This window comes from Urinicoccus massiliensis, assembly GCF_900120405.1.
GTDB lineage: Bacteria > Bacillota > Clostridia > Tissierellales > Peptoniphilaceae > Urinicoccus > Urinicoccus massiliensis.
In genome coordinates this window covers 119,713-140,271 of sequence record NZ_LT635492.1, presented here as the reverse complement: position 1 = coordinate 140,271, position 20,559 = coordinate 119,713, and the positions used below count along the sequence as shown (strand labels likewise).

At 43.1% G+C, this 20,559-nt stretch carries 16 protein-coding genes; 1 reads left to right on the top strand and 15 read right to left on the bottom strand.

Translation table 11 applies throughout. The annotated features are described in order from the left end of the window. Window positions 1-12 precede the first annotated feature (12 nt). From rpsG to rpoB, 4 genes are all read right to left on the bottom strand, one after another. A complete protein-coding gene (gene rpsG, locus BQ7400_RS00880; RefSeq protein WP_034440938.1) occupies window positions 13-483 on the bottom strand; it encodes a 30S ribosomal protein S7 in 471 nt (156 codons plus the stop codon). 110 nt (window positions 484-593) lie between these two features. Continuing rightward, complete coding sequence (gene rpsL, locus BQ7400_RS00875; RefSeq protein WP_034440939.1) at window positions 594-1,007, bottom strand: 30S ribosomal protein S12; 414 nt, start codon at window positions 1,005-1,007, stop codon at window positions 594-596. 128 nt (window positions 1,008-1,135) lie between these two features. Then, on the bottom strand, window positions 1,136-4,699 hold the full coding sequence (gene rpoC / locus BQ7400_RS00870) for a DNA-directed RNA polymerase subunit beta' (RefSeq protein ID WP_034440940.1): 3,564 nt from the start codon (window positions 4,697-4,699) through the stop codon (window positions 1,136-1,138). A gap of 42 nt (window positions 4,700-4,741) precedes the next feature. Continuing rightward, window positions 4,742-8,494, bottom strand: coding sequence for a DNA-directed RNA polymerase subunit beta (rpoB, locus tag BQ7400_RS00865; RefSeq protein ID WP_072469148.1), 3,753 nt, complete (start codon window positions 8,492-8,494; stop codon window positions 4,742-4,744). A gap of 294 nt (window positions 8,495-8,788) precedes the next feature. Between rpoB and BQ7400_RS00860 the strand changes: the two genes are divergently transcribed. Then, a complete protein-coding gene (locus tag BQ7400_RS00860) occupies window positions 8,789-11,659 on the top strand; it encodes an insulinase family protein (RefSeq protein ID WP_072469147.1) in 2,871 nt (956 codons plus the stop codon). A 41-nt stretch (window positions 11,660-11,700) separates the two neighbouring features. Here the strand turns inward: BQ7400_RS00860 and BQ7400_RS00855 are convergent, their stop codons facing one another. The 11 genes from BQ7400_RS00855 to BQ7400_RS00805 form a co-directional block, all read right to left on the bottom strand. After that, window positions 11,701-13,191, bottom strand: coding sequence for a Na+/H+ antiporter NhaC family protein (locus BQ7400_RS00855; RefSeq protein WP_072469146.1), 1,491 nt, complete (start codon window positions 13,189-13,191; stop codon window positions 11,701-11,703). Between the two features lie 293 nt (window positions 13,192-13,484). Further along, window positions 13,485-13,781 carry a BMC domain-containing protein gene (locus BQ7400_RS00850; protein ID WP_034440776.1) on the bottom strand — a complete coding sequence of 99 codons (297 nt, stop codon included), beginning with the start codon at window positions 13,779-13,781 and terminating at the stop codon, window positions 13,485-13,487. After that, window positions 13,781-14,611, bottom strand: coding sequence for an ethanolamine utilization protein EutJ (eutJ, locus tag BQ7400_RS00845; RefSeq protein ID WP_034440777.1), 831 nt, complete (start codon window positions 14,609-14,611; stop codon window positions 13,781-13,783). The genes BQ7400_RS00850 and eutJ overlap by 1 nt, the downstream gene beginning before the upstream one ends. A gap of 26 nt (window positions 14,612-14,637) precedes the next feature. Then, window positions 14,638-14,976 carry a BMC domain-containing protein gene (locus tag BQ7400_RS00840; RefSeq protein WP_034440778.1) on the bottom strand — a complete coding sequence of 113 codons (339 nt, stop codon included), beginning with the start codon at window positions 14,974-14,976 and terminating at the stop codon, window positions 14,638-14,640. Window positions 14,977-15,109: 133 nt separating this feature from the next. Beyond that, window positions 15,110-15,982 (bottom strand): radical SAM protein, encoded by an 873-nt coding sequence (locus tag BQ7400_RS00835; RefSeq protein ID WP_072469145.1) that lies wholly within the window; start codon window positions 15,980-15,982, stop codon window positions 15,110-15,112. Between the two features lie 11 nt (window positions 15,983-15,993). Then, window positions 15,994-16,230 carry a hypothetical protein gene (locus tag BQ7400_RS00830; RefSeq protein WP_072469144.1) on the bottom strand — a complete coding sequence of 79 codons (237 nt, stop codon included), beginning with the start codon at window positions 16,228-16,230 and terminating at the stop codon, window positions 15,994-15,996. Continuing rightward, the gene (locus BQ7400_RS00825) at window positions 16,193-16,417 is read right to left on the bottom strand and encodes a hypothetical protein (protein WP_072469143.1); all 225 of its coding nucleotides are present in this window, start codon (window positions 16,415-16,417) and stop codon (window positions 16,193-16,195) included. Before BQ7400_RS00825 ends, BQ7400_RS00830 begins: the two co-directional genes overlap by 38 nt. Further along, on the bottom strand, window positions 16,417-17,274 hold the full coding sequence (gene nadC / locus BQ7400_RS00820) for a carboxylating nicotinate-nucleotide diphosphorylase (protein ID WP_072469142.1): 858 nt from the start codon (window positions 17,272-17,274) through the stop codon (window positions 16,417-16,419). The genes BQ7400_RS00825 and nadC overlap by 1 nt, the downstream gene beginning before the upstream one ends. A gap of 7 nt (window positions 17,275-17,281) precedes the next feature. Continuing rightward, entirely contained in the window at window positions 17,282-18,601 is a 1,320-nt protein-coding gene (locus BQ7400_RS00815) for an L-aspartate oxidase (protein ID WP_083553227.1), read from the bottom strand. Window position 18,602: 1 nt separating this feature from the next. Further along, complete coding sequence (gene nadA / locus BQ7400_RS00810; protein ID WP_072469141.1) at window positions 18,603-19,529, bottom strand: quinolinate synthase NadA; 927 nt, start codon at window positions 19,527-19,529, stop codon at window positions 18,603-18,605. A gap of 84 nt (window positions 19,530-19,613) precedes the next feature. Next, window positions 19,614-20,453: an exodeoxyribonuclease III gene (locus tag BQ7400_RS00805; protein WP_072469140.1), complete on the bottom strand. Its 840-nt coding sequence runs from the start codon at window positions 20,451-20,453 to the stop codon at window positions 19,614-19,616. Window positions 20,454-20,559: the final 106 nt, after the last annotated feature.

The following is a 20,559-nucleotide window of genomic DNA, read 5'->3' as shown; positions in this document are numbered from 1 at the left end:
CCTTACTTTATATTACCATCTGTAGTGAGCAAAAGCCTTGTTTGCTTCAGCTGTACGATGCATTTCTTCTTTTCTCTTAACGCTGGCTCCCAGACCGTTGGAGGCATCTAAAATTTCCTTTGCAAGACGTTCTGCCATGGTTTTTTCTCCACGTTTTCTTGCAAATAAGACTAACCATCTCAAGCCTAAAGTTTGACGTCTTTCTGGACGTACTTCCATTGGAACTTGGTAGGTAGCCCCACCAATTCTACGTCCCTTAACTTCTAAAACAGGCATAATGTTATTTAAGGCCTTGTAGAAGACTTCTAAAGCTTCTTCGCCTGTTGCTTCTTCAATATTTTCTAATGCTTTATAAACGATTCTTTGCGCTGTACCCTTTTTACCATCTAGCATGACGTTGTTGATTAACTTTGTAATGACCACGTCATCAAATTTTGGATCGCGCATCACTTCTCTTTTTGGAATATGACCTTTTCTTGGCATAATTCTTCCCTCCTTAACAATTTAGATAATTCACAGGTACTCGACAATTATTTGCCGCACTGCCAAAATGCATGAGATTTAAACAATCCTGCACTTTGCTTGTACATGTATTAGGCTTTTGGTTTCTTAGTACCGTATTTAGAGCGGCTTTGACGACGTTCTTCCACTCCTGCGGTATCTAATGTACCCCGAATGATGTGGTAACGAACCCCTGGAAGGTCCTTAACCCGTCCACCACGAATTAAAACAACACTATGTTCTTGTAGGTTGTGTCCGATTCCTGGAATGTAAGCCATAACTTCATATCCATTGGATAAACGTACCCGAGCTACTTTTCTAAGTGCTGAGTTTGGTTTCTTAGGTGTAACTGTACGAACAGCAACACAGACTCCTCTTTTTTGAGGAGAATTAACTTCGGTTTCCACTTTTCTCAAGCTGTCAAAGTTGTAATCGAGAGCTGGAGATTTAGATTTTGTTTCAACCTTTTTGCGACCTTTGCGTACTAATTGATTTATAGTAGGCATAAAGGCACCTCCTTATCATTTAAATTTCATGCATCCCTAAGGGATATTCCTAAAGTGTTTTCATTAGATAATGACTGTTCAATTGAACAGTCATTATCTAAATATCATACCCAATTAGTATAACAGTTTTAAATTGTCTTGTCAACGACTTCTGTTTCTTCCTCTTCTTCTAAAAGAGAGATGTTTTCTTGACTTCTTTGGTCTTGTTCTTTTAGGTAAACATGTTCGTTGCTTCTGACTCCTGTACCAGCTGGAATCAACTGACCAATGATGATGTTTTCTTTTAGACCCCGCAGGTAGTCTTGCTTACCCTTAATGGCTGCATCCGTTAAAACTCTTGTGGTTTCTTGGAAGGATGCTGCAGACAAGAAGCTTTCCGTAGCTAAAGAAGCCTTGGTAATTCCCAGTAGGGTTACCTCTCCTGTAGCTTCTTCCAAGCCTTCTTTTTTAGCTTCTTCATTCTTTTCATAAAAGTCTACTGTGCTAACCAAGGATCCGGGCAATAAATCTGTGTCTCCACAATCTACAACCTTAATTTTTCCAAGCATTTGGCGGACAATAACTTCAATGTGCTTATCGTTAATGTCTACCCCTTGTAGACGGTAAACCCTTTGAACTTCCTTAACCAGGTATTCTTGAACCCCTTTTGGCCCCTTAACTCTTAAGAGGTCTTGAGGATAAACAGAACCTTGGGTTAATTCGTCCCCGGCTTCGACATAGTCTCCTTCTTTAACCTTGATTCGAGCCCCATAAACGATGTTATAGGATTGGCTTTCACCATTTTCAGAAGTAACAATAACCTCTCTCTTGCGGTCATTTTTACTTAAGGATACAGTTCCGTCAATTTCTGTAATAACAGCCAGCCCTTTGGGTTTACGGGCTTCAAATAGTTCTTCAACCCGAGGCAAACCTTGGGTGATATCGGCTGCAGCAGCTACCCCACCAGTATGGAAGGTCCGCATGGTTAACTGGGTTCCTGGTTCCCCGATGGATTGGGCAGCAATAACGCCTACAGCTTCCCCAATTCCTACTTCGTCATTGGTGGCCAAGTTGCGGCCATAGCAGTGGGCACAAACTCCATGTTTGGACTTACAGCCTAAGACCGTACGAATTTTTACCTTTTCGATACCGCAAGCAATAATCCGGTCGGCTTCTTCGTCGTGAATCATTTCATTGGCCCCAACAATAAGGTCCTTGGTCTTTGGATCATAAATATCTTCAAAGCTGTAACGACCTTCAATCCGGTCCTTCAACTCTTCAATAACTTCATTTCCATCTGTAAAGACCTTGGCTTCTACATATTGGTCTGTGCCACAATCTTCTTCTGTAATGATGACTTGTTGGGCTACATCTACCAGTCGACGGGTCAAATAACCAGAGTCAGCAGTTCTCAAGGCTGTATCTGCTAGCCCTTTTCGAGAACCATGGGTGGACATGTAGAATTCAAGTACAGAAAGTCCTTCCCGGAAGTTAGATGTAATAGGAACTTCAATGGTTCGACCTGATGGTGATGCCATAAGCCCCCGCATTCCGGCCAACTGCCTGATTTGGTTTTTAGAACCCCGGGCTCCTGAATCTGCCATGATGTAGATGTTGTTCATGGGGTCAAAGGTATCCATAACTGCATCCGTTAGTTCTTCCGTTGCATCATTCCAAATCTTAATAACATGTTCGTAGCGTTCTTCATCTGAAATTAAACCGCGTCGGAAGGCTTTTTCATACTTATCCACTTCCTTGTCCGCTTTTTCCAAAATTTCAGGCTTAGAATCCGGAACAACGACATCTCCCATGGAGATAGAAACCGCTCCAATGGTCGAATAGTGGTAACCCGCATTCTTGATGTCGTCTAAGAATTGTGCCGTTTTCAGGTTTCCGTGTAATTTATAGGTTTTTTCAATGATCTTTCCTAAGAGTTTTTTATCAATGGTCCGGTCAATTTCTAATCCATAGGGGTCTTTTTCCCGATCCACAAAACCCAGGTCTTGGTGGATGAATTGATTTAGAATAAACCGTCCTACAGTAGATTTAACCAGTTTCCCTGGATCTTGTTCGTTTAATTTTCTCCGAACAGATACCTTGGAATGGAGGTGTAAAAAGCCAGATTCCAAAGCATGCATCATTTCATCATAACTTGAAAAACGCATGCCGTCCCCTTTTTGCTTTTCGTCAACCAAAACAGATAGGTAATAAGATCCTAAAACCATATCTTGAGATGGAGTGGTAATAGGCTTTCCATCTTTTAAAGCCAAGATATTATTGGTTGACAGCATAAGAAGTCTTGCTTCTGCTTGGGCTTCTGTTGACAGGGGAAGATGGACAGCCATTTGGTCCCCATCAAAGTCGGCATTGTAGGCCGTACAGACCAAGGGGTGGAGTTTGATGGCCTTCCCTTCAACCAGGACAGGTTCAAAGGCTTGAATCCCTAACCTATGCAGGGTAGGGGCCCGGTTTAATAGGACAGGGTGGTCTTGGATAACATCTTCAAGAACATCCCATACTTCCGGGCGAATCCGTTCCACCATCCGCTTAGCAGACTTGATGTTGTGGGCATATTCCCTCTTTACTAATTCTCGCATAACAAAGGGCTTAAATAATTCCAAGGCCATGTTCTTCGGCAAACCGCATTGGTAGAATTTAAGTTCCGGTCCGACAACAATTACAGACCGGCCTGAATAGTCAACCCGTTTTCCCAATAAGTTCTGACGGAAACGGCCTTGTTTCCCCTTTAACATTTCCGAAAGAGACTTTAAGGGGCGGTTTCCAGGTCCCGTTACAGGACGGCCTCTCCGACCATTATCAATTAAAGCATCTACAGATTCTTGTAGCATCCTCTTTTCATTTCTTACAATGATATCCGGTGCTCCAATATCTAAAAGCTTTCTCAAGCGGTTGTTTCGATTGATTACCCGGCGGTAGAGGTCATTTAAGTCTGAAGTTGCAAAACGTCCTCCATCCAATTGAACCATGGGGCGAATATCCGGTGGAATTACTGGAATGACATCCAGGATCATCCATTCCGGTTTATTTTTGGATTGAATAAAAGCTTCAATCACTTCCAAGCGACGGGTGATACGGATCCTCTTTTGTCCAGTAGACCCTTCCAAGTCTTCTTTCAAGGCTTTGGATTCTTTTTCCAGGTCAATTTGCTTCAAAAGCTCCTTCACCGCTTGAGCACCCATACCTGCCTTGAACTTATCTCCATACTCTCTCTTTAATTCCCGGTATTCCATTTCCGTTAAGAGTTGTTTGGGATAAATTGCGTTGACATCCGAGTCTACCCGGGTAACAACATAGGCAGCAAAGTAAAGAATTTTTTCAAGGGCCCGGGGGCTCATATCCAGAACCAAACCCATTCTGGATGGAATCCCCTTAAAGTACCAAATGTGACTGACTGGAGCAGCCAGTTCAATATGGCCCATTCTTTCCCGGCGGACCTTGGCCTTGGTAACTTCAACTCCGCATTTTTCACAGACCACGCCCTTATAACGGACCCGTTTGTACTTGCCGCAGTTACACTCCCAATCCTTGGTAGGTCCAAAGATTTTTTCACAGAAAAGGCCTTCTTTTTCAGGCTTTAGAGTCCGATAGTTGATGGTTTCAGGTTTTTTGACTTCCCCATAAGACCACTCTCTAATTTTTTCCGGTGAAGCTAGACCAATTTTTATAGAATTAAACAATTTATGATCGCTCAAAGGATACTCCTTTCATTTGTACCATTAAATCTATCTTTTACTTTAAAAGTCTGATTCTAGATCTTCTGCTTCGTCTTCGTATTCTTCGTATTCCTCGTCTTCATCCTCTTCATCAACATAGCCATCAGGGGTTTCCTCTCCTGATATCCGACGAATACTTCCAGGTACATCCGATGTTACCTCTGTAATTAAGTCTGTAACATCTTCCTCCTCATCTAGTTTTCCATCAAGACGATCTAAGCGAACCAATTCTTCATCATCTGTTTGTAGGTCCACTTCATTTCCATCTTCATCTAAAACATCTATTTGTAAAGCTAAAGATTCCAACTCTTTAATTAAAACCTTAAAGGATTCAGGAATTCCCGGCTGTGGAATATTGTCTCCCTTGACAATGGCTTCATAAGTCCGCACCCGACCAACTACGTCATCAGACTTAACTGTTAACATTTCTTGGAGGGTATGACTTGCACCATAGGCTTCCAGGGCCCAAACTTCCATTTCCCCAAACCTTTGTCCCCCGAATTGTGCCTTACCACCAAGGGGTTGTTGGGTTACCAAGGAATAGGGTCCTGTGGACCGAGCATGGATCTTTTCATCAACCAAGTGGTGAAGTTTCAACATGTACATGTAACCTACTGTTACTGGATTGTTGAATTCTTCCCCAGTTCGTCCATCCCGTAATTGAATTTTCCCGTTGTCCGGATAGCCGGCTTCTCTTAAGGAGTCAATAATATCTTGTTCGTTGGCTCCATCGAAAACAGGCGTAGCAACATGCCAACCTAATTTTTTAGCGGCCAATCCCAGGTGGACTTCCAAAACTTGTCCCAGGTTCATCCGAGAGGGAACCCCTAGAGGGTTCAGGACGATTTGTACTGGCGTTCCATCAGGCATATAGGGCATATCTTCCTTGGGTAGGATTCGTGAAATAACCCCCTTGTTTCCGTGGCGCCCGCACATCTTGTCTCCCACGTTAATCTTCCGTTTAGTGGCCACAATAACCCGAACCATTTCGTTGACGCCAGGTTGGAGTTCGTCCCCATTTTCTCGAGTAAAGATTTTAACACCCACAACAATTCCACTTTCCCCGTGAGGAAGACGTAGGGAGTTGTCCCGAACTTCTCTGGCCTTTTCACCAAAGATAGCCCGTAAAAGACGTTCTTCAGCAGAAAGTTCCGTTTCTCCTTTTGGAGTAACCTTACCCACTAAGATATCGTTGGGGTGGACTTCAGCTCCAATGCGAATAATTCCTCTTTCATCCAGGTCCTTGAGCATTTCTTCGCTCATATTTGGAATGTCTCGGGTAATTTCTTCAGGTCCCAACTTGGTGTCTCGAGCTTCAGACTCATATTCTTCAATATGCAAGCTGGTTAAGACATCATCAATAACCAAGTCTTCATTGACCAGCATAGCATCTTCGTAGTTGTAACCTTCCCAGTTCATAAAGGCAATCAGGATGTTTTTCCCTAAAGCCATTTCACCTTGGTCAGTGCTTGGCCCGTCAGCAATGACTTGGCCTTTTTTAACCTTGTCTCCCTTGCGGACAATAGGCCGTTGGTTGATGGTTGTTGACTGGTTGCCCCCAATAAACTTGTGCAGTTTAAAGGAGACGGTTTGTCCATCCGAATCTCTCTTATATTCAATATTTGTTGCAGAAACTTTTGTAATGACAGCATCATCTTCAGCTAAAATAACTACGCCTGAATCCACAGCTGCCTTGTATTCAATTCCCGTTCCGATAATAGGAGCTTGAGTTGTTAAAAGAGGCACGGCTTGCCGTTGCATATTTGACCCCATCAAGGCCCTGTTGGCATCATCATTTTCCAAGAATGGAATCATGGCCGTCCCTACAGATACAATTTGTTTCGGGGATACGTCCATGTAGGTTACAATTTTTGAGTCATAAACGTCTACCACGCCATCAATCCCCCGGGCTACAACCCGGTCATTGACAAAATAACCGTCCTTGTCAATTAATTCATTGGATTGGGCAATGGTGTTTTTATATTCTACATCCGCAGTTAAATATTCAATTTCATTGGTTACACGTCCCTCTCCCTTGACGACTTTTCGGTAGGGAGCTTCTAGGAACCCATACTCATTGATCCGAGCATAGGTTGTTAAGGAAGTAATCAAACCAATGTTTGGACCTTCAGGTGTTTCAATAGGACACATACGTCCATAATGGGAGTTATGCACGTCTCGAACCTCAAAACCTGCCCGGTCCCTGCTTAAACCACCAGGTCCTAAAGCAGATAGCCTTCTCTTGTGGGTTAATTCAGAAAGAGGGTTGTTTTGATCCATGAATTGTGACAACTGACTGGACCCGAAAAATTCTTTAATAGCAGCAGTTACCGGCCGAATATTAATCAAAGATTGGGGTGTTGTTGCTTCAGAATCTTGAACGGTCATTCTTTCCCGGATGACTCTTTCCATTCTAGAAAAGCCAATCCGGAATTGGTTTTGTAATAATTCCCCTACAGACCGGATACGGCGGTTGCCCAAGTGGTCAATATCATCTACATAGCCAATGCCATAGAAAAGATTGAATTCGTAATTTACAGCCGCCAGCATGTCATCTACAATAATATGCTTGGGTAATAATTCTTTGTGTCTTTTCTTAATTTCAGAGCGAATATCTTCAGTGGATTCTGCTTGGTCAATGATTTCGCGCATCAAGGGGTAGTATATTTTTTCTTTAATGCCAAATTCTTCAAAATCAATACCTAGGTCACTGAAGGCCTCTACGTCTACAAAATTGTTGCCTAGGATGGTTAAAACTCGAGCTTCCTCGTCTTCTCTTTGGGGGTCTTTAATGATATTTACACAGTTTAACCCCGCCATTTCCACTTCTTTGGCAATTTCTTCTGTAATCATTTCTCCCTCAGAAACGATGATTTCTCCTGTTTCAGGGTTGGCTAAAGTATCCTTGGACCGGTAACCTGCAATTCGTTCGGCCAAGGCTAGTTTTTTATTAAATTTATAGCGTCCGACCTTTGCTAAATCATAGCGTCTTTGGTCGAAAAACATGTTTTCAAATAAACTTTGGGCACTATCCAAGGTTGGGGGTTCCCCGGGTCTTAACTTCTTATAGATTTCTAAAAGCGCCTCTGTTTTATTTGAAGTTGGATCCTTTTCAAAAGTTTTTAAAAGCTCTTCAGACTCCCCTAAAATTTCTGTAATTTGAAGGTTTGATTCCACCCCAATAGCCCTTAATAAAATGGTAATGGGGATTTTACGAGTCCGGTCGATGCGCACATTAATAACTCCTTGGGCATCTGTTTCAAACTCCAACCAGGCTCCTCGGTTTGGAATCAAGGTTGCTGAATAAAGTTTTTTCCCGGTCTTGTCGGTTTCTTCCTTAAAATAAGCTCCAGGAGAACGAACCAATTGGCTGACAACTACCCGTTCTGCCCCATTGATAACAAAGGTTCCTGTAGGTGTCATAATGGGGAGGTCCCCCATAAAAACTTCTTGCTCTTTTACTTCTTGTGTTTCCGTATTGATTAATCGAACCCGCACTTTTAATGGAGCGGAGTAGTTTGTATCCCTTTCCTTCGCTTCATCTACATCGTACTTTCGATCATCAGATAAGTAGTAGTCAACAAATTCTAAAACTAAATTACCCGAATAGTCTTCGATTGGTGAGATATCGTCAAATACCTCTTTCAAGCCCTCATCGATTAGCCATTGAAAAGAAGATGTTTGGACCTCAATTAAGTTTGGCAGGTCTAATACTTCTTCAATTCGAGAAAAACTCATTCTTTCCCTTGTCCCATACTGAACAGGATGTACCATTTAGCTATTCACCCCTTTAAGATCTAACGGCCACTAGCCTTTCTTGTGGGTCATTATTTTTGGAAACAATAATCCACATTAATCGTTATTATGCAATGTATTATATTATCATGAAGGTCAAGTTTATGCAAGTGGTTGAAAGAAATTATCTGGATAATTTCAAAACTTTTTAAACTCTGCTTCAATCTATTTTTTTACAGGTCCTTTCTTATTCCTATTCACAAACTTTAAAAGCTTAAATTCTCTTTATTAAGCCAGGGTCCTATTGGGTATATTTGTCTTTAGGAGGTTGTTATGAAAAAAGATTATAAGAATTATACATTTATAGAAGGAAAATACTCTGAAGATACCAACAGCTATGTATCTTACTACAAACACACAGCCACAGGAGCCCAGGTTCTCTTGCTGGACAACGACGATGAAAATAACGTCTTCGCCATTGGCTTTAAAACGCCCCCCAAGGACGATGCCGGGGTTGCCCATATTGTGGAACACTCTACCCTATCAGGATCCAGAAAGTACCACACCAAGGAACCCTTTATGGACTTGATCCAGTCTTCCCTACAGACCTTTTTAAATGCCATGACCTTTTCCGATAAGACCATCTACCCCATTAGCAGTCGCAACCAAAAGGACTTTATGAACCTATGTGATGTCTATCTGGATGCGGTTTTTTTCCCCAAGATGTATGAGGAAAAGAAGATCTTCCAACAAGAGGGTTGGCACTATGAATTTAAAGACAACAAGGACCTGCTTTATAATGGTGTTGTCTACAATGAAATGAAGGGGGTTTATTCGGACCCCGACGCCTTGGTGGCCTTTCAAGCTTCTCGAGGCCTTCATGGAGAAACGACCTATGGTTTTGAAAGTGGCGGCCATCCCAAAAAAATTCCCAGTTTAAGCTATGAGGATTTTTTAAACTTCCATAGGGACCACTACCACCCCTCTAATAGCTATATCTACCTCTATGGAAACCTGGACAAGACAGAAATCTTGGACCGCATCGACCAAGACTACCTGTCTCAATTTTCTAAAAAAGACTTGCCCAATGAAATTGTCTTATCGCCAGATTTGGAAGAGGACCTTTGGCTTCGTCAAGACTACCCTACCGACGACTTAAATGATGGATCCTACTATACCTATGCCTTTACTATGGGTCAGGCAACCAATGGTCGGGACCTGCTCTTGAGGGCCTTGTTTGCCGATTTGCTGGTGAATTCCAACGAAGGAGACTTAAAAGAAGCCTTGTTGGATCAAAACTTCTGCAAGGATGTCTACGTTGACCTGTCTACAAGCCTTCCCCTGGATGTCTATATCACAGCCAAGGGAGCCAAGCCCGACCGGTCCAAGGACTTTTACAAGATTATCCAAGACTGCCTCAAGGACCTGGTGATCAAAGGCTTTGATAAAAAAAGACTCCTGGCTACCTTTAATAAATTTGAAATCTCCATCCGAGAAGGTGGCGGCAACCACAAGGGGATTATCTACTATATCAATGCCCTGAATACCTGGCTATATGGAGCCAGTCCCTTTATTGGTTTGAACTTTTCAGATGCCCTGGCCGACTTGAGAAAGACCATTGAAAATGGAGAGTTCGAAAAATTATTGGAAGAAAAAGTTTTAAATGCTAAAAAATTGATCTTGGAATCCAAGGCCAATACAGACCTTTTAAAAGAAGACCAGCTGGCCTTGGCCCGGGAATTAAAAGAAAAACAAGACAATCTGACTACTGATGAAAAGGCAAGAATCTTACAAGAAGCACAGGCTTTGCTAGACTACCAATCCACACCTGACAGTCCCCAAGCCAAGGCCTCCATTCCCAAGTTGACCCTGGATGATATCAAGCCGGGAATCCGTCACATCCCTAGAAAATTAACAGAAGAAGATGGTGCCCACTACCTCTTCCATCCGGAATTTACCAACGGCCTCTCCTATTTAACCCTGTCCTTTGAAGCCCACCATTTAGACTTGGATGAACTAGCCTATCTGGCTCTTTTGCCCAACCTCTTGGGGAAAATTTCCACTCAAAATCAATCCTATAAGGACCTATCTACAGCCATTTATTTAAATTCCTCCGGAATCCTTTTTGACCCTACTGTTTACCAAAGTAAGGATAAGTATTCTATCCGCTTCAATATCCATACAGGATCTCTGGGCCGGCAAGTGGAAAAAATCTTACCCATCATGGAAGATATCCTCTTCCATACAAGTTTTAAGGAAGAAAAGAGAATTTACGACCTCTTAATGTTAGAAAAAACGTCCAATGAAGCCGGCTTTTTGCAAAATGGCCATGTCATTGCCTCAAGCCGGGTAGATAGTCATTATTCCAAGCCTGCTAAGATTCGTGAACTCCTAGGAGGCCTGGACTACCACTTCTATCTCAAAGACCTCTTAGACCATTGGGAAGAAAGAAAGGATGCCTTCCTCCAATCCTTGGACAAAGTTTATAAAAAAGCCTTTAATGGTCAAGATGTCATTGTTGAATTCACAGGAGAAGAAAAGGTCTACCAAGACCTGGTCCCCACTCTTAAGACCCTAACAAAAAAATTCCAGTCCTATCCCTATGTTGACTTAAACCCGGTCCTATCCCCCTCCAAGGAAGCCTTTAGTCTGCCGGCCTCTGTCCTCTATATTTCCAAGGGCTATGACCTCAACAAGTTGGATGCCCCCTATTCCGGATCCATGGCCGTTTTGGCCAATCTCTTAAGCACCGGCTACCTCCATGAAAATATTCGGGCCAAGGGAGGTGCCTATGGAGCTGGAATTCGTATTAAATCTTCTGGTCTCCTTGCAACTTATAGTTACCGGGACCCCCAACTTCAAGAAACTATTGCCTGCTATGATGCTATGGGGACCTACCTGGACCAATTGGACTTGACCCCTGATGAAATCAGCCAAATTATCATTGGGTCTATGAATGCCTTTGACCCCTTGCGGACTCCCTATGAGTTGGGACAAGTTGACCTGGCCCGGTTTATCCTAGACCAGGCAGAAGAAGACCTGTCCATCCAAAAACAAGAAGCCCTGGCCACCAGCCTACAAAGTTTAAAATCCTACAAATCTCTCTTAAGCCAGGCTATGGACCAAGACCAATTGGTGGTTTTTGGGTCTCAAGATATGATTGAAGAAAACAAAGACTTATTTGACCAAGTCTATTCTATCTAAAGAAGAAAACCAGCTCTCTTAAGAGAGCTGGTTTTCTTCTTTTATTTAACTTGTTTCTTTAAACTTACCTTCGGCTCGCTGGGTAATTTAAAAAAAGGAACGAACCTATCTAGGCCTGTAAAAGTTAAGCCAACAAGGGAAATAATGGCCACAAAGCCCATAAAATTATATTTTATGAAATCCGTAGGCTTGAAGCTTGCTAAAGGATAAACAGCATTGGCTATTCCTACATAGTAGGCAATATAAACGTGCCAGGGAATCATTTGAGCCCCAAAAACTCCTAGGGCACTGGAGAAGGTTGCATTCCTTAAGCGCAAAGTATACATATCTTTTTCAGATCCTTCAATATTTTTATCTACAAGTTCCCGAATAATAGGCCCCACTGTAACTATCTGTGCCATTTCATCAGCTAAAAGAGCATTTCCGGCCATGGATAAAATAGCATTCCAAGTCATTAAGTGCCGCACTTTTGAACTCATTTTCAAAACTAGTTTAGCCAAAGGATCGAAGGCCTTCATGTGATTCATAACACCTCCAAAGGCGGAGATCCACATCATCATAACGACAACCCAAGCTCCTGCTTCAGCAAAGCCCGATTGCACAATTTCTTCCAAGAAAACTGGAATGGAAACTACCGTTCCAGCCTTTAAACCTAAAAACAAGGCTGCCACAATTCCTGCAGACAGGCAGAAAATAGTTTGTACCCCTAAAATAGCCACTACAATAACCAAAATTAAAGGAATCATCATATAGGCCGGCACCCCATCTCTTACCTGTTGCAGTAAGGATAGGGCATCAGGTCTTTCAGCAGCAAGAAAATTTAATGTATTTTGTGGAATATTGGAATAGGCTTCTGCTCCTGAAGCTGAATGGGTGGGTAGACCCGCAGATGCTAGATAAAATAAAACTACAGCTAAGACTAAACTTCCTATAGCCCAAATTCCTTGATGGCGAATTCGGTCAATAATCTCTACATTTTGAATTCCAGAGCTGACTACAGTCGTATCTGAAATTAATCCTAAGTTGTCTCCAAAACAAGCTCCACCGGTAATAGCACATAGGGTCAAGAGCATATTTCCAGCCACAATATGGTTTAACCACAGAAAAATTGGGGCACAAGCAGCAAAAGTTCCCCAGCTTGTTCCTGTAGCCACAGATAAAACCCCAGTTACCACAAGGCTTAAGGGTGCAATAATCCTAGCACTAATGCCAACCTTTAAAGCAGCATTTACAATGGCTGCCCCAACACCTGTAGACATGAAAACTCCCGCCATGGCATAGGCCAACATCAAAATAAAAAAGACCACTTCAATCTCTTGAACACTCTCCACCGCTATATCAACAATTTCATTCGGCTTAATACCTTCTGTAATAAAGGCCACCAAACCCGCATATAGAAAGGCCATAGGACCTGCAATTAACATGTCAAAGCCTTCCAAAATTCCAGCTTCATTGTAGCCTTTCCCTGCCAGTAATAACCAGGCTAGAACTGCTACAGGACTAAACTTTAAAATGGTTTTGAAAATTTTCAAAAAATACCTCCAAATAGATTCAAATTCAATTAACTTGTCTATCAATCTAGAAAAAAAGAGTCTTTCCTTTTATGTCAAAGACCCTTTTTATCCATAAAAATTTTCCTTGTGAAAAAACAAAGACAATACTTATTATATTAGGAAATAAATTTTATTGCAAGGAAACTGCTTTTGCCAAGATTTTCTTTTCCTCTTAATTTTCCTATTTATTTCTTCTCCAGTAAGAAAGTACTTTAACCGTAAAAAAAAGATAGCCATAAAATCCTTGACCATCTTTTTTTCCTTATCTATCATTATATATTTTTCATTTCGTCCATTCCAGCTTGGATTTGCCTTAGGGCTTCACTGACATCAGACATCTCTCCCACAATAGCTAAAATAATTAAGTTTTGCGGACAAGACCCGCGGACATCTACCACTTCAACACCGGAAGCTTTTTCTGCAATATCTGCTGCACAAAGCATTTCAACGACCTTGCCTTGGACCAGGCCCAGGGCTCCGGGCTTTTTATTCTTAAAAGATAGCCGGCTGCGGTTTTCTACAATTTCCAGGGTCCCTGTAGACGGGCCCTTGATTAAACGAATATCCATTATTCTTCTCCTTCAATTAAAGCTGCCGCAATTCCCAAGGGAGTTACAAACATAGGGTTACTGGGCTTGGAGGTTTTCAAACCTGTTTCTTTTTCCACAAAGGCCTCAATCCCAGTTAAAAGGGCTGTCCCTCCTACTAGGACCAGTTCATCCACATCATAGCCTTCCAGGGCTTTTTGGATAATGCTGATGATCTTTTTAATCACAGGTTGAACCAGGGGAAAGATTTCCTTGTGGAGGCTAAAGTCCTGCTTCATTTTTTCCGCTTCTTCAATGGAAATTTTTTGGGCCCCGGCAATTACCAAGGAAAAGTGTCGTCCACCACTGGCTTCGTCCATTACTTTTACAACTTTTCCCTTTTTAATGACAGAAATTCCCGTGGTTCCACCACCAATATCCACTACGGCCCCATCTTGAATCTTGAGAATCATGTTGGCCGCTGTGGGTTCATCCAGAACCTTGACTACTTCAAAGCCTGCAGCCTCTGCTACATTTTTTACCACGCCGCCATCAATGTTTTCCGTTCCTGGAGGAATGGCTACTCCGGCCAGGTAGAGCTCTTGACCGATTTTTTCTTCCAAGTCAGCCTTGAGTTTTTTAACAATCCTCACAGCCCCCATATAGTCTACAACCATGCCGTCTTTGACGACATCCGCTGCCTGGTAGGCCCCACAAACAGGATTTTTATTCTCATCTAAAACAGCCAGAACAATATAGGCTGTACCCAGGTCTATACCCGTATAAAGGGTTTTTCCCGCCCCCTTTAAGGGGGTCTTTATAACCTTTTCAAATTTTTTAATAATCTTATTAGAATCCTCTAGTTGAATCATCTTGTATCTCCCTTATCGTCATTTTCTTAACTCTCCGTTACCGAAGGAACTGTATAGCCATAGTCTGAATCAAAAACACGTCTTACTCGGTCCAAGGCTGTATAAACACTATCCCGATCTCCTTGGATAAATACGACCCCCTTAAAACGGTCTACCAGCTTAATCTCTATGGGTGCCGCCTTATCTGCCAGGTCTGCAGCAATAATGGCCCCTTCCCAAGGGCTCATGTTGATAATCCCCAAAGCCCGTTTGGGGTCAATCAAGACCTTTTGATAGAGAATGGGGTCTGGAGAGGCAATAAGGTGCAGCATGGTAATCTGCTTGGCAGGCACTCCTTCCTGGATTGTTCTTTTTAATTTCTTCATATTTTCATCCTTAATCAGCAATTATTTCTTCATGAGTGGTCGGCCACTCAATTTTAAACTTTCTCCTGTAAACTTATCTTATCCCAGAAGGCTCCAATAGTAAATAGCCTTTACCATAAAATCTCTCCCAGGCTTATAAACGGCGAAAGGCTTCGTCCTTATAGGCCCTAGCTCGGGTGGTCTGTAAAATTTGTCCCTTTAACCTGTCTAGGTCTTCCGGTAGGGTCCCGGCTAGGGACAGGTAGTTGGAAGCATGGTTGGACCGAAAAATACAAGGACCCTTCCCGGTAAAGTGGTCTAAAAAGACATAAATTTCCTCCAAGGCCTCATCAGGACCTGCTGGTTGAAAGCGCCCTTGGCGGTAGTCTTCTAAAAGTTCAGATCCTTCATCTAGCATCAGGGTTAGGTAGGAGACATAGTCCGGGTTCATTTGGCTAACAACCCTAGCCGTTTCCTGGGCGTATTGGATACTTTGCCCTGCCCCAGCCAAGCCGGTGATTAAAGTTACACTTTGGGCAATGCCCACTTGGTGGAGTTTTTCACTGGCTGCTAGGTAGTCTTCTGCCTTCATATTTTTTTTGATTTTTTTCAAAAGCTCATTAGACCCTGTTTCCAAGCCAATGTAAAGAATCCCTAAGCCAGCTTCTTTCAGCCTTTTCAAGTCTTCATGACTTTTTCCGTTGACATCTAAAGCTGTTGCATAGGACCCAATCCTTTGGCAAAAAGGGAAAAGCTCCCGTAATTTGGCCATTAACCGAAGAAGACGGTCTGTTGACAGGCAAAGGGCGTCTCCATCGGCGATAAAGATCTTTTCATAGCCGTTAAAGGCCCTGGCCTCTTCTTCCAATTCTTTAAAGAGGATTTTCTCGTCTTTAATATGAAACTGTTCCTCCTTGTACATGCCACAAAATGTGCAGGTATTGTTGCTACACCCTACTGTGGCCTGGACAATTAAAGACCGCCACTCCGAGGGTGGCCGGTAGACTTTTCCTTCATAGCTTAACATGTCATCCCCCTTTATTGGTCAATATAGGTCTCCAGGGCTGGAAAAACTTCCAGCATCTTTCTTTTTAAGTCTTCGTCAAAGAGTAAAAAGTCCGTATAGTCATTTTCCTCAGCAATCTTTCGATCTTCCTTTAAAAAGATAATATGAAAGACAGGGCCGGTTCTCAAGGCCTCCAAGAGCAAGTCTTCTACTTCTTGGTCCAAGGGGCCCTTATAGTAAATCCAAGTCCCTGTTGGGAAAAAAATCAATCTTGCTTACCTCAACTCCCGGCCTTTCAATAAGGTCTTTTGCCAGAGGAAAGACTTTCGGGTCTATGTCTTCCCCCTCTGGAAACATAACCTGGTAAAAGTCCGCTTCTTTTAAAAGAACCTGGTAGGCCCTTTCCCACAAGGACAGGTCATTGTCTTGAATCCAGGAACTACAGAAATAATCCATTAGAGGAGCCTTAAATTTTTCATAGACAGGTCTATGATCCCCGAGGAATGGGTCAAGGCACCGCTGGAGATGTAGTCAATTTTCAAGCCCTTTAGGTCCCGAATACTCTCCCGGGTTACATTGCCGGAGACTTCTATAAAACACCGACCGTCAATAAGCTTAATGGCTTCTTCCATTTGGTCCCGGTCCATGTTGTCCAGCATAATAATGGAGGCCTTGTTTTCTACTGCCTCTTGGACCATATCCAAGTTCTCTGTTTCCACCACAATAGTCCGCACAAAGGGAGCGTAGGTCTTGGCCTTTTGGATGGCCGCCCCGACACCTCCTGCGGCTTGGATGTGGTTGTCTTTTAACATAATCACATCCGATAGGTTGGTTCGGTGGTTTTTTCCGCCCCCAACTGTTACAGCATATTTTTGCAAGAGTCTTAGGCCCGGTGTTGTCTTTCTGGTATCCATAAGACGAATGCCACTTCCCTCTAATTGGTCCACAATATCCCGGGTATAGCTGGCCACACCGCAAAGCCTTTGGAGAAAGTTTAGGGCCGTCCGTTCCCCTGTTAAAATAGGCCGGACATCTCCTGAAATCTTGGCTAAAAGGTCTCCTTTTTTAAAGTGGGCTCCCTCTTCCAGGGTCCAGTCCACTTGAACTTGGGAGTCAAGAAGGCTAAAGACTCTTTCAAAGACATAGCGACCACAAAGGACACCATCCTCCTTGGCCAAGAGGTCCACCCGGGCTTTTTGCCCCTGGTCATAGATGGCATTGGTGGACAGGTCTTCTGTAATAATATCTTCGTCCAAGGCAGTTTGAATACACTGGTCAATTTTATGTCGGTTATAATTTTCTAATCGATACATGAAATCCTCATTTCTCCAATCGGTTTTTCTCAATGGCCTCTCTTAAGCCCTTTTGATTTTTTTCTCGAAAATCTGCCCAGTTCCTTTGCATGGGCCAGGACAAGTTTTCCAAATCCCAACTTTTCTTGTCCCCTTGGCCAATATCTTCAGCAATAATTTGGGCAAAGACCATAGATTCCAACAGAGAGTTGCTGGCCAGACGATTCTTGCCATGTACTCCGTTGCAGGCGCATTCTCCCACAGCATAAAGGCGGTCTATAGAGGTCCGACTCCTTTGGTCCACATGGATTCCACCCATATGGTAGTGCTGCCCTGGAACGATGGGGATGGAATCCTTAGTTAGGTCATAGCCCCGCTCCAGGCACATGGCATAGATATAGGGGAAGCGGTTTTTGATCCGGACAGGATCCAAGTGGGCCATGGACAGGTAGACATGGTCAGTTTTTTCTTTTTCCATGAGCCGAAGAATGGCCCCTGTTACGATATCCCTAGGTTGAAGCTCATCAGTAAAGCGGTTGCCATGCCTATCTAATAGGTAGGCGCCTTCCCCTCTTAGGGCTTCTGTCATCAACCGCCTCCGACCATCTTCCTCCTCTACAAAAAGTGTGGTTGGATGGAATTGGATATAGTCCAGGTGGTCTGTCCTTACCTGATAATTTCTTAAAATCCCCAAGGCATCTCCACAAATATGGGGAAAGTTGGTAGAATTTTCATAAAGGCCCCCAATCCCCCCTGTGGCTAAAACTGTAAAGTCAGCAAAGACAGGCTGGATGGACTTGTTGGAGTCTCCTTCTAGGTGACGGTTAAGGCAGGCCCCATAGCAGGTTCCTTCCTTAATCATCAAGTCCACCATTTCTGTATTTTCAAGGACCTGGATGTTTTTTCTTTCCAGAACTTGGTCCACAAGTTTTTCCACAATGGCCTTGCCAGTTTCGTCCTTGCAATGGACAATCCGCCGTTTGCCATGGCCTCCTTCCCGGGTGTAGGAAAGATCTTGACCCTCCCGGTCAAAATCCACCCGGTAGTCCAAAAGCTTTTGTAAAATATCCCTGGACCGTAAAATCATGGTTCGGACAGATTCTTCCCGATTTTCATAGTGGCCTGCCTTAAGTGTGTCGGCCATAAAGTCCTCAAAATCATCCGGGTCTCTTAAGACGCACATACCTCCCTGGGCCAGGTAGGAGTTACAGTCCTTGATACCCTTTTTGGTCACCAGCAGGACTGAAAGTTTCGGATTTAAAGCTAAGGCACAGAACAGCCCTGCTGCCCCTGTGCCTACTATAATTACCTGGTATTTATTTTTTAACTTTTGTCTTTCGTCGTCCATTTTACTCCGCCATTTCAAGCATCTTTTTAAGAGGCCGGCTGGCTTTCTCCATAACGTCTTCATCCAAAAAGACTTCATTTAAGTCGTCTCTTAAGCAATCCCTAAGTTTTTCAAGATTTAGCATTTTCATATTGTAACAAACTTGTTTAAGGTCTGTGAAATAAAACTTTTTATGGGGACTATCCTTTTGCAGTTGGTGCAAGATTCCCCTTTCGGTACAGATGATAAATTCTTCTTCAGGCCTTTCCCGGGCTTCCTTCAAGATTCCACTAGTAGACCCGATATAGTCTGCCAGGTCATAACAGGCCGGATTAATCTCCGGATGGACCAAAACAGGAGCTTTAGGATGCTTGGCCTTGGCTTCTTGTATAGCTTCATAGGTAAAATCTTCATGGACATGGCAATAGCCGTCATGGATAAGGACATTTTTATCTTTTAAATCGTCTTTAAGCTGGGACTTGATATAGGTCCCCAGGTTTTTATCCGGACATAACAAAATATTGTCTGCCTGGATTTTTTTGACAATCCTCAAGGCATTGGATGAAGTAACGCACACGTCGGAATGGGCCTTGGTTTCTGCCGTGGAGTTGATGTAGGTTACCACGCAAATGTGCTTATATTCCCTTCGATATTCTTCTATGTCCCTGCCTGTAATCATGTCAGCCATGGGGCAAAGAGCATGTTTGTCCACTAAAAAAACCCGCTTGTGGGGGTTTAAAAGCTTGGCACTTTCTCCCATAAACTTAACCCCACAAAATACAATCCTCTTTTTTTCACTGGCCACAGCCTTTTTTGCCAGAGCATATGAATCTCCTACAAAATCTGCAACTTCCTGCAAGTCTCCATCCACATAATAGTGAGCCAAAATTAAAGCGTCTTTCTTTAATTTTAGCTCTTCTATCTCTCCAAGTAATTCTTTATTCTCCATATCTCTCCCTCGTTTATCCCACTGGTCAACCAGTAAATAATAAACTTAATTTTACTGTAATAAGGCCAGTCTGTCAAACTTGCCTTAGTGAATTCCCTCCAAATCCAAGCTAAGAAGCAGGGGAGTGTGGTCCTGTCTTTCGCCTGAATCAATCATATTGGATTCTCGAACCAAGTCCTTGATCCGGTCACTGACTAAAAAGTAGTCAATCCTCCAGCCTGAATTGTTGATCTTGCTGGTTTTAACCCTTTGGGCCCACCAAGAATAGACCCCTTCTACATCTCCATGGATATGGCGGAAGCTATCTACGAAACCCCGATCCAAAAGCTTGCTAAAGCCCAATCTTTCTTCATCGGTAAAACCTGGGGACCGACGGTTGGCTTCTGGATTTTTCAAGTCAATTTCCTTGTGGGCCACATTAAAGTCTCCCGTGGCAATAACTGGTTTTTCTCGGTCAAGACCTTCCAAGTAGTCGGCATATTTTTCATCCCAAACTTGTCGGTCTCCTAGGCGGACCAGGCCATTTCCCGCATTGGGAGTGTAGACCTGGGTAAAGTAAAAGCGGTCAAATTCCAAGGTAATAATCCGGCCTTCATGGTCCATAGTGTCCGGAGCCCCAATTTCCGGAAAGGTCACTTTTGCATCCAGACCCTTTTTATAGAGGGTCATGGTTCCTGCATAGCCCTTCCGTGCTGGTGGGCAAGAGGACGTCCAGACATAGTTGTAGTCAGGAAACCACTCTTTCAGGGCCTGGATGTGTTTTTTCCCAGGGCCCTTTTCAGGCAGTTTGGTTTCTTGTATGGCTATGACATCAGCGTCTTGGTCCCGGATGGTTCTTAAAACCCCTCTGGACAATTGTGCCCTGGCTGAATCGCTAGTTAGGGCTGCATTTAAAGAATCAATGTTCCAAGATATGAACTTCATATTTCCTCCTTCTCCAAATCTCTTACCTTTTATTATAGCATGGTGGGGAAATTTTTCCTTATAAATAAAAAACCAACCCAAGCTCAGCCTGGAATGGGTTGATCTT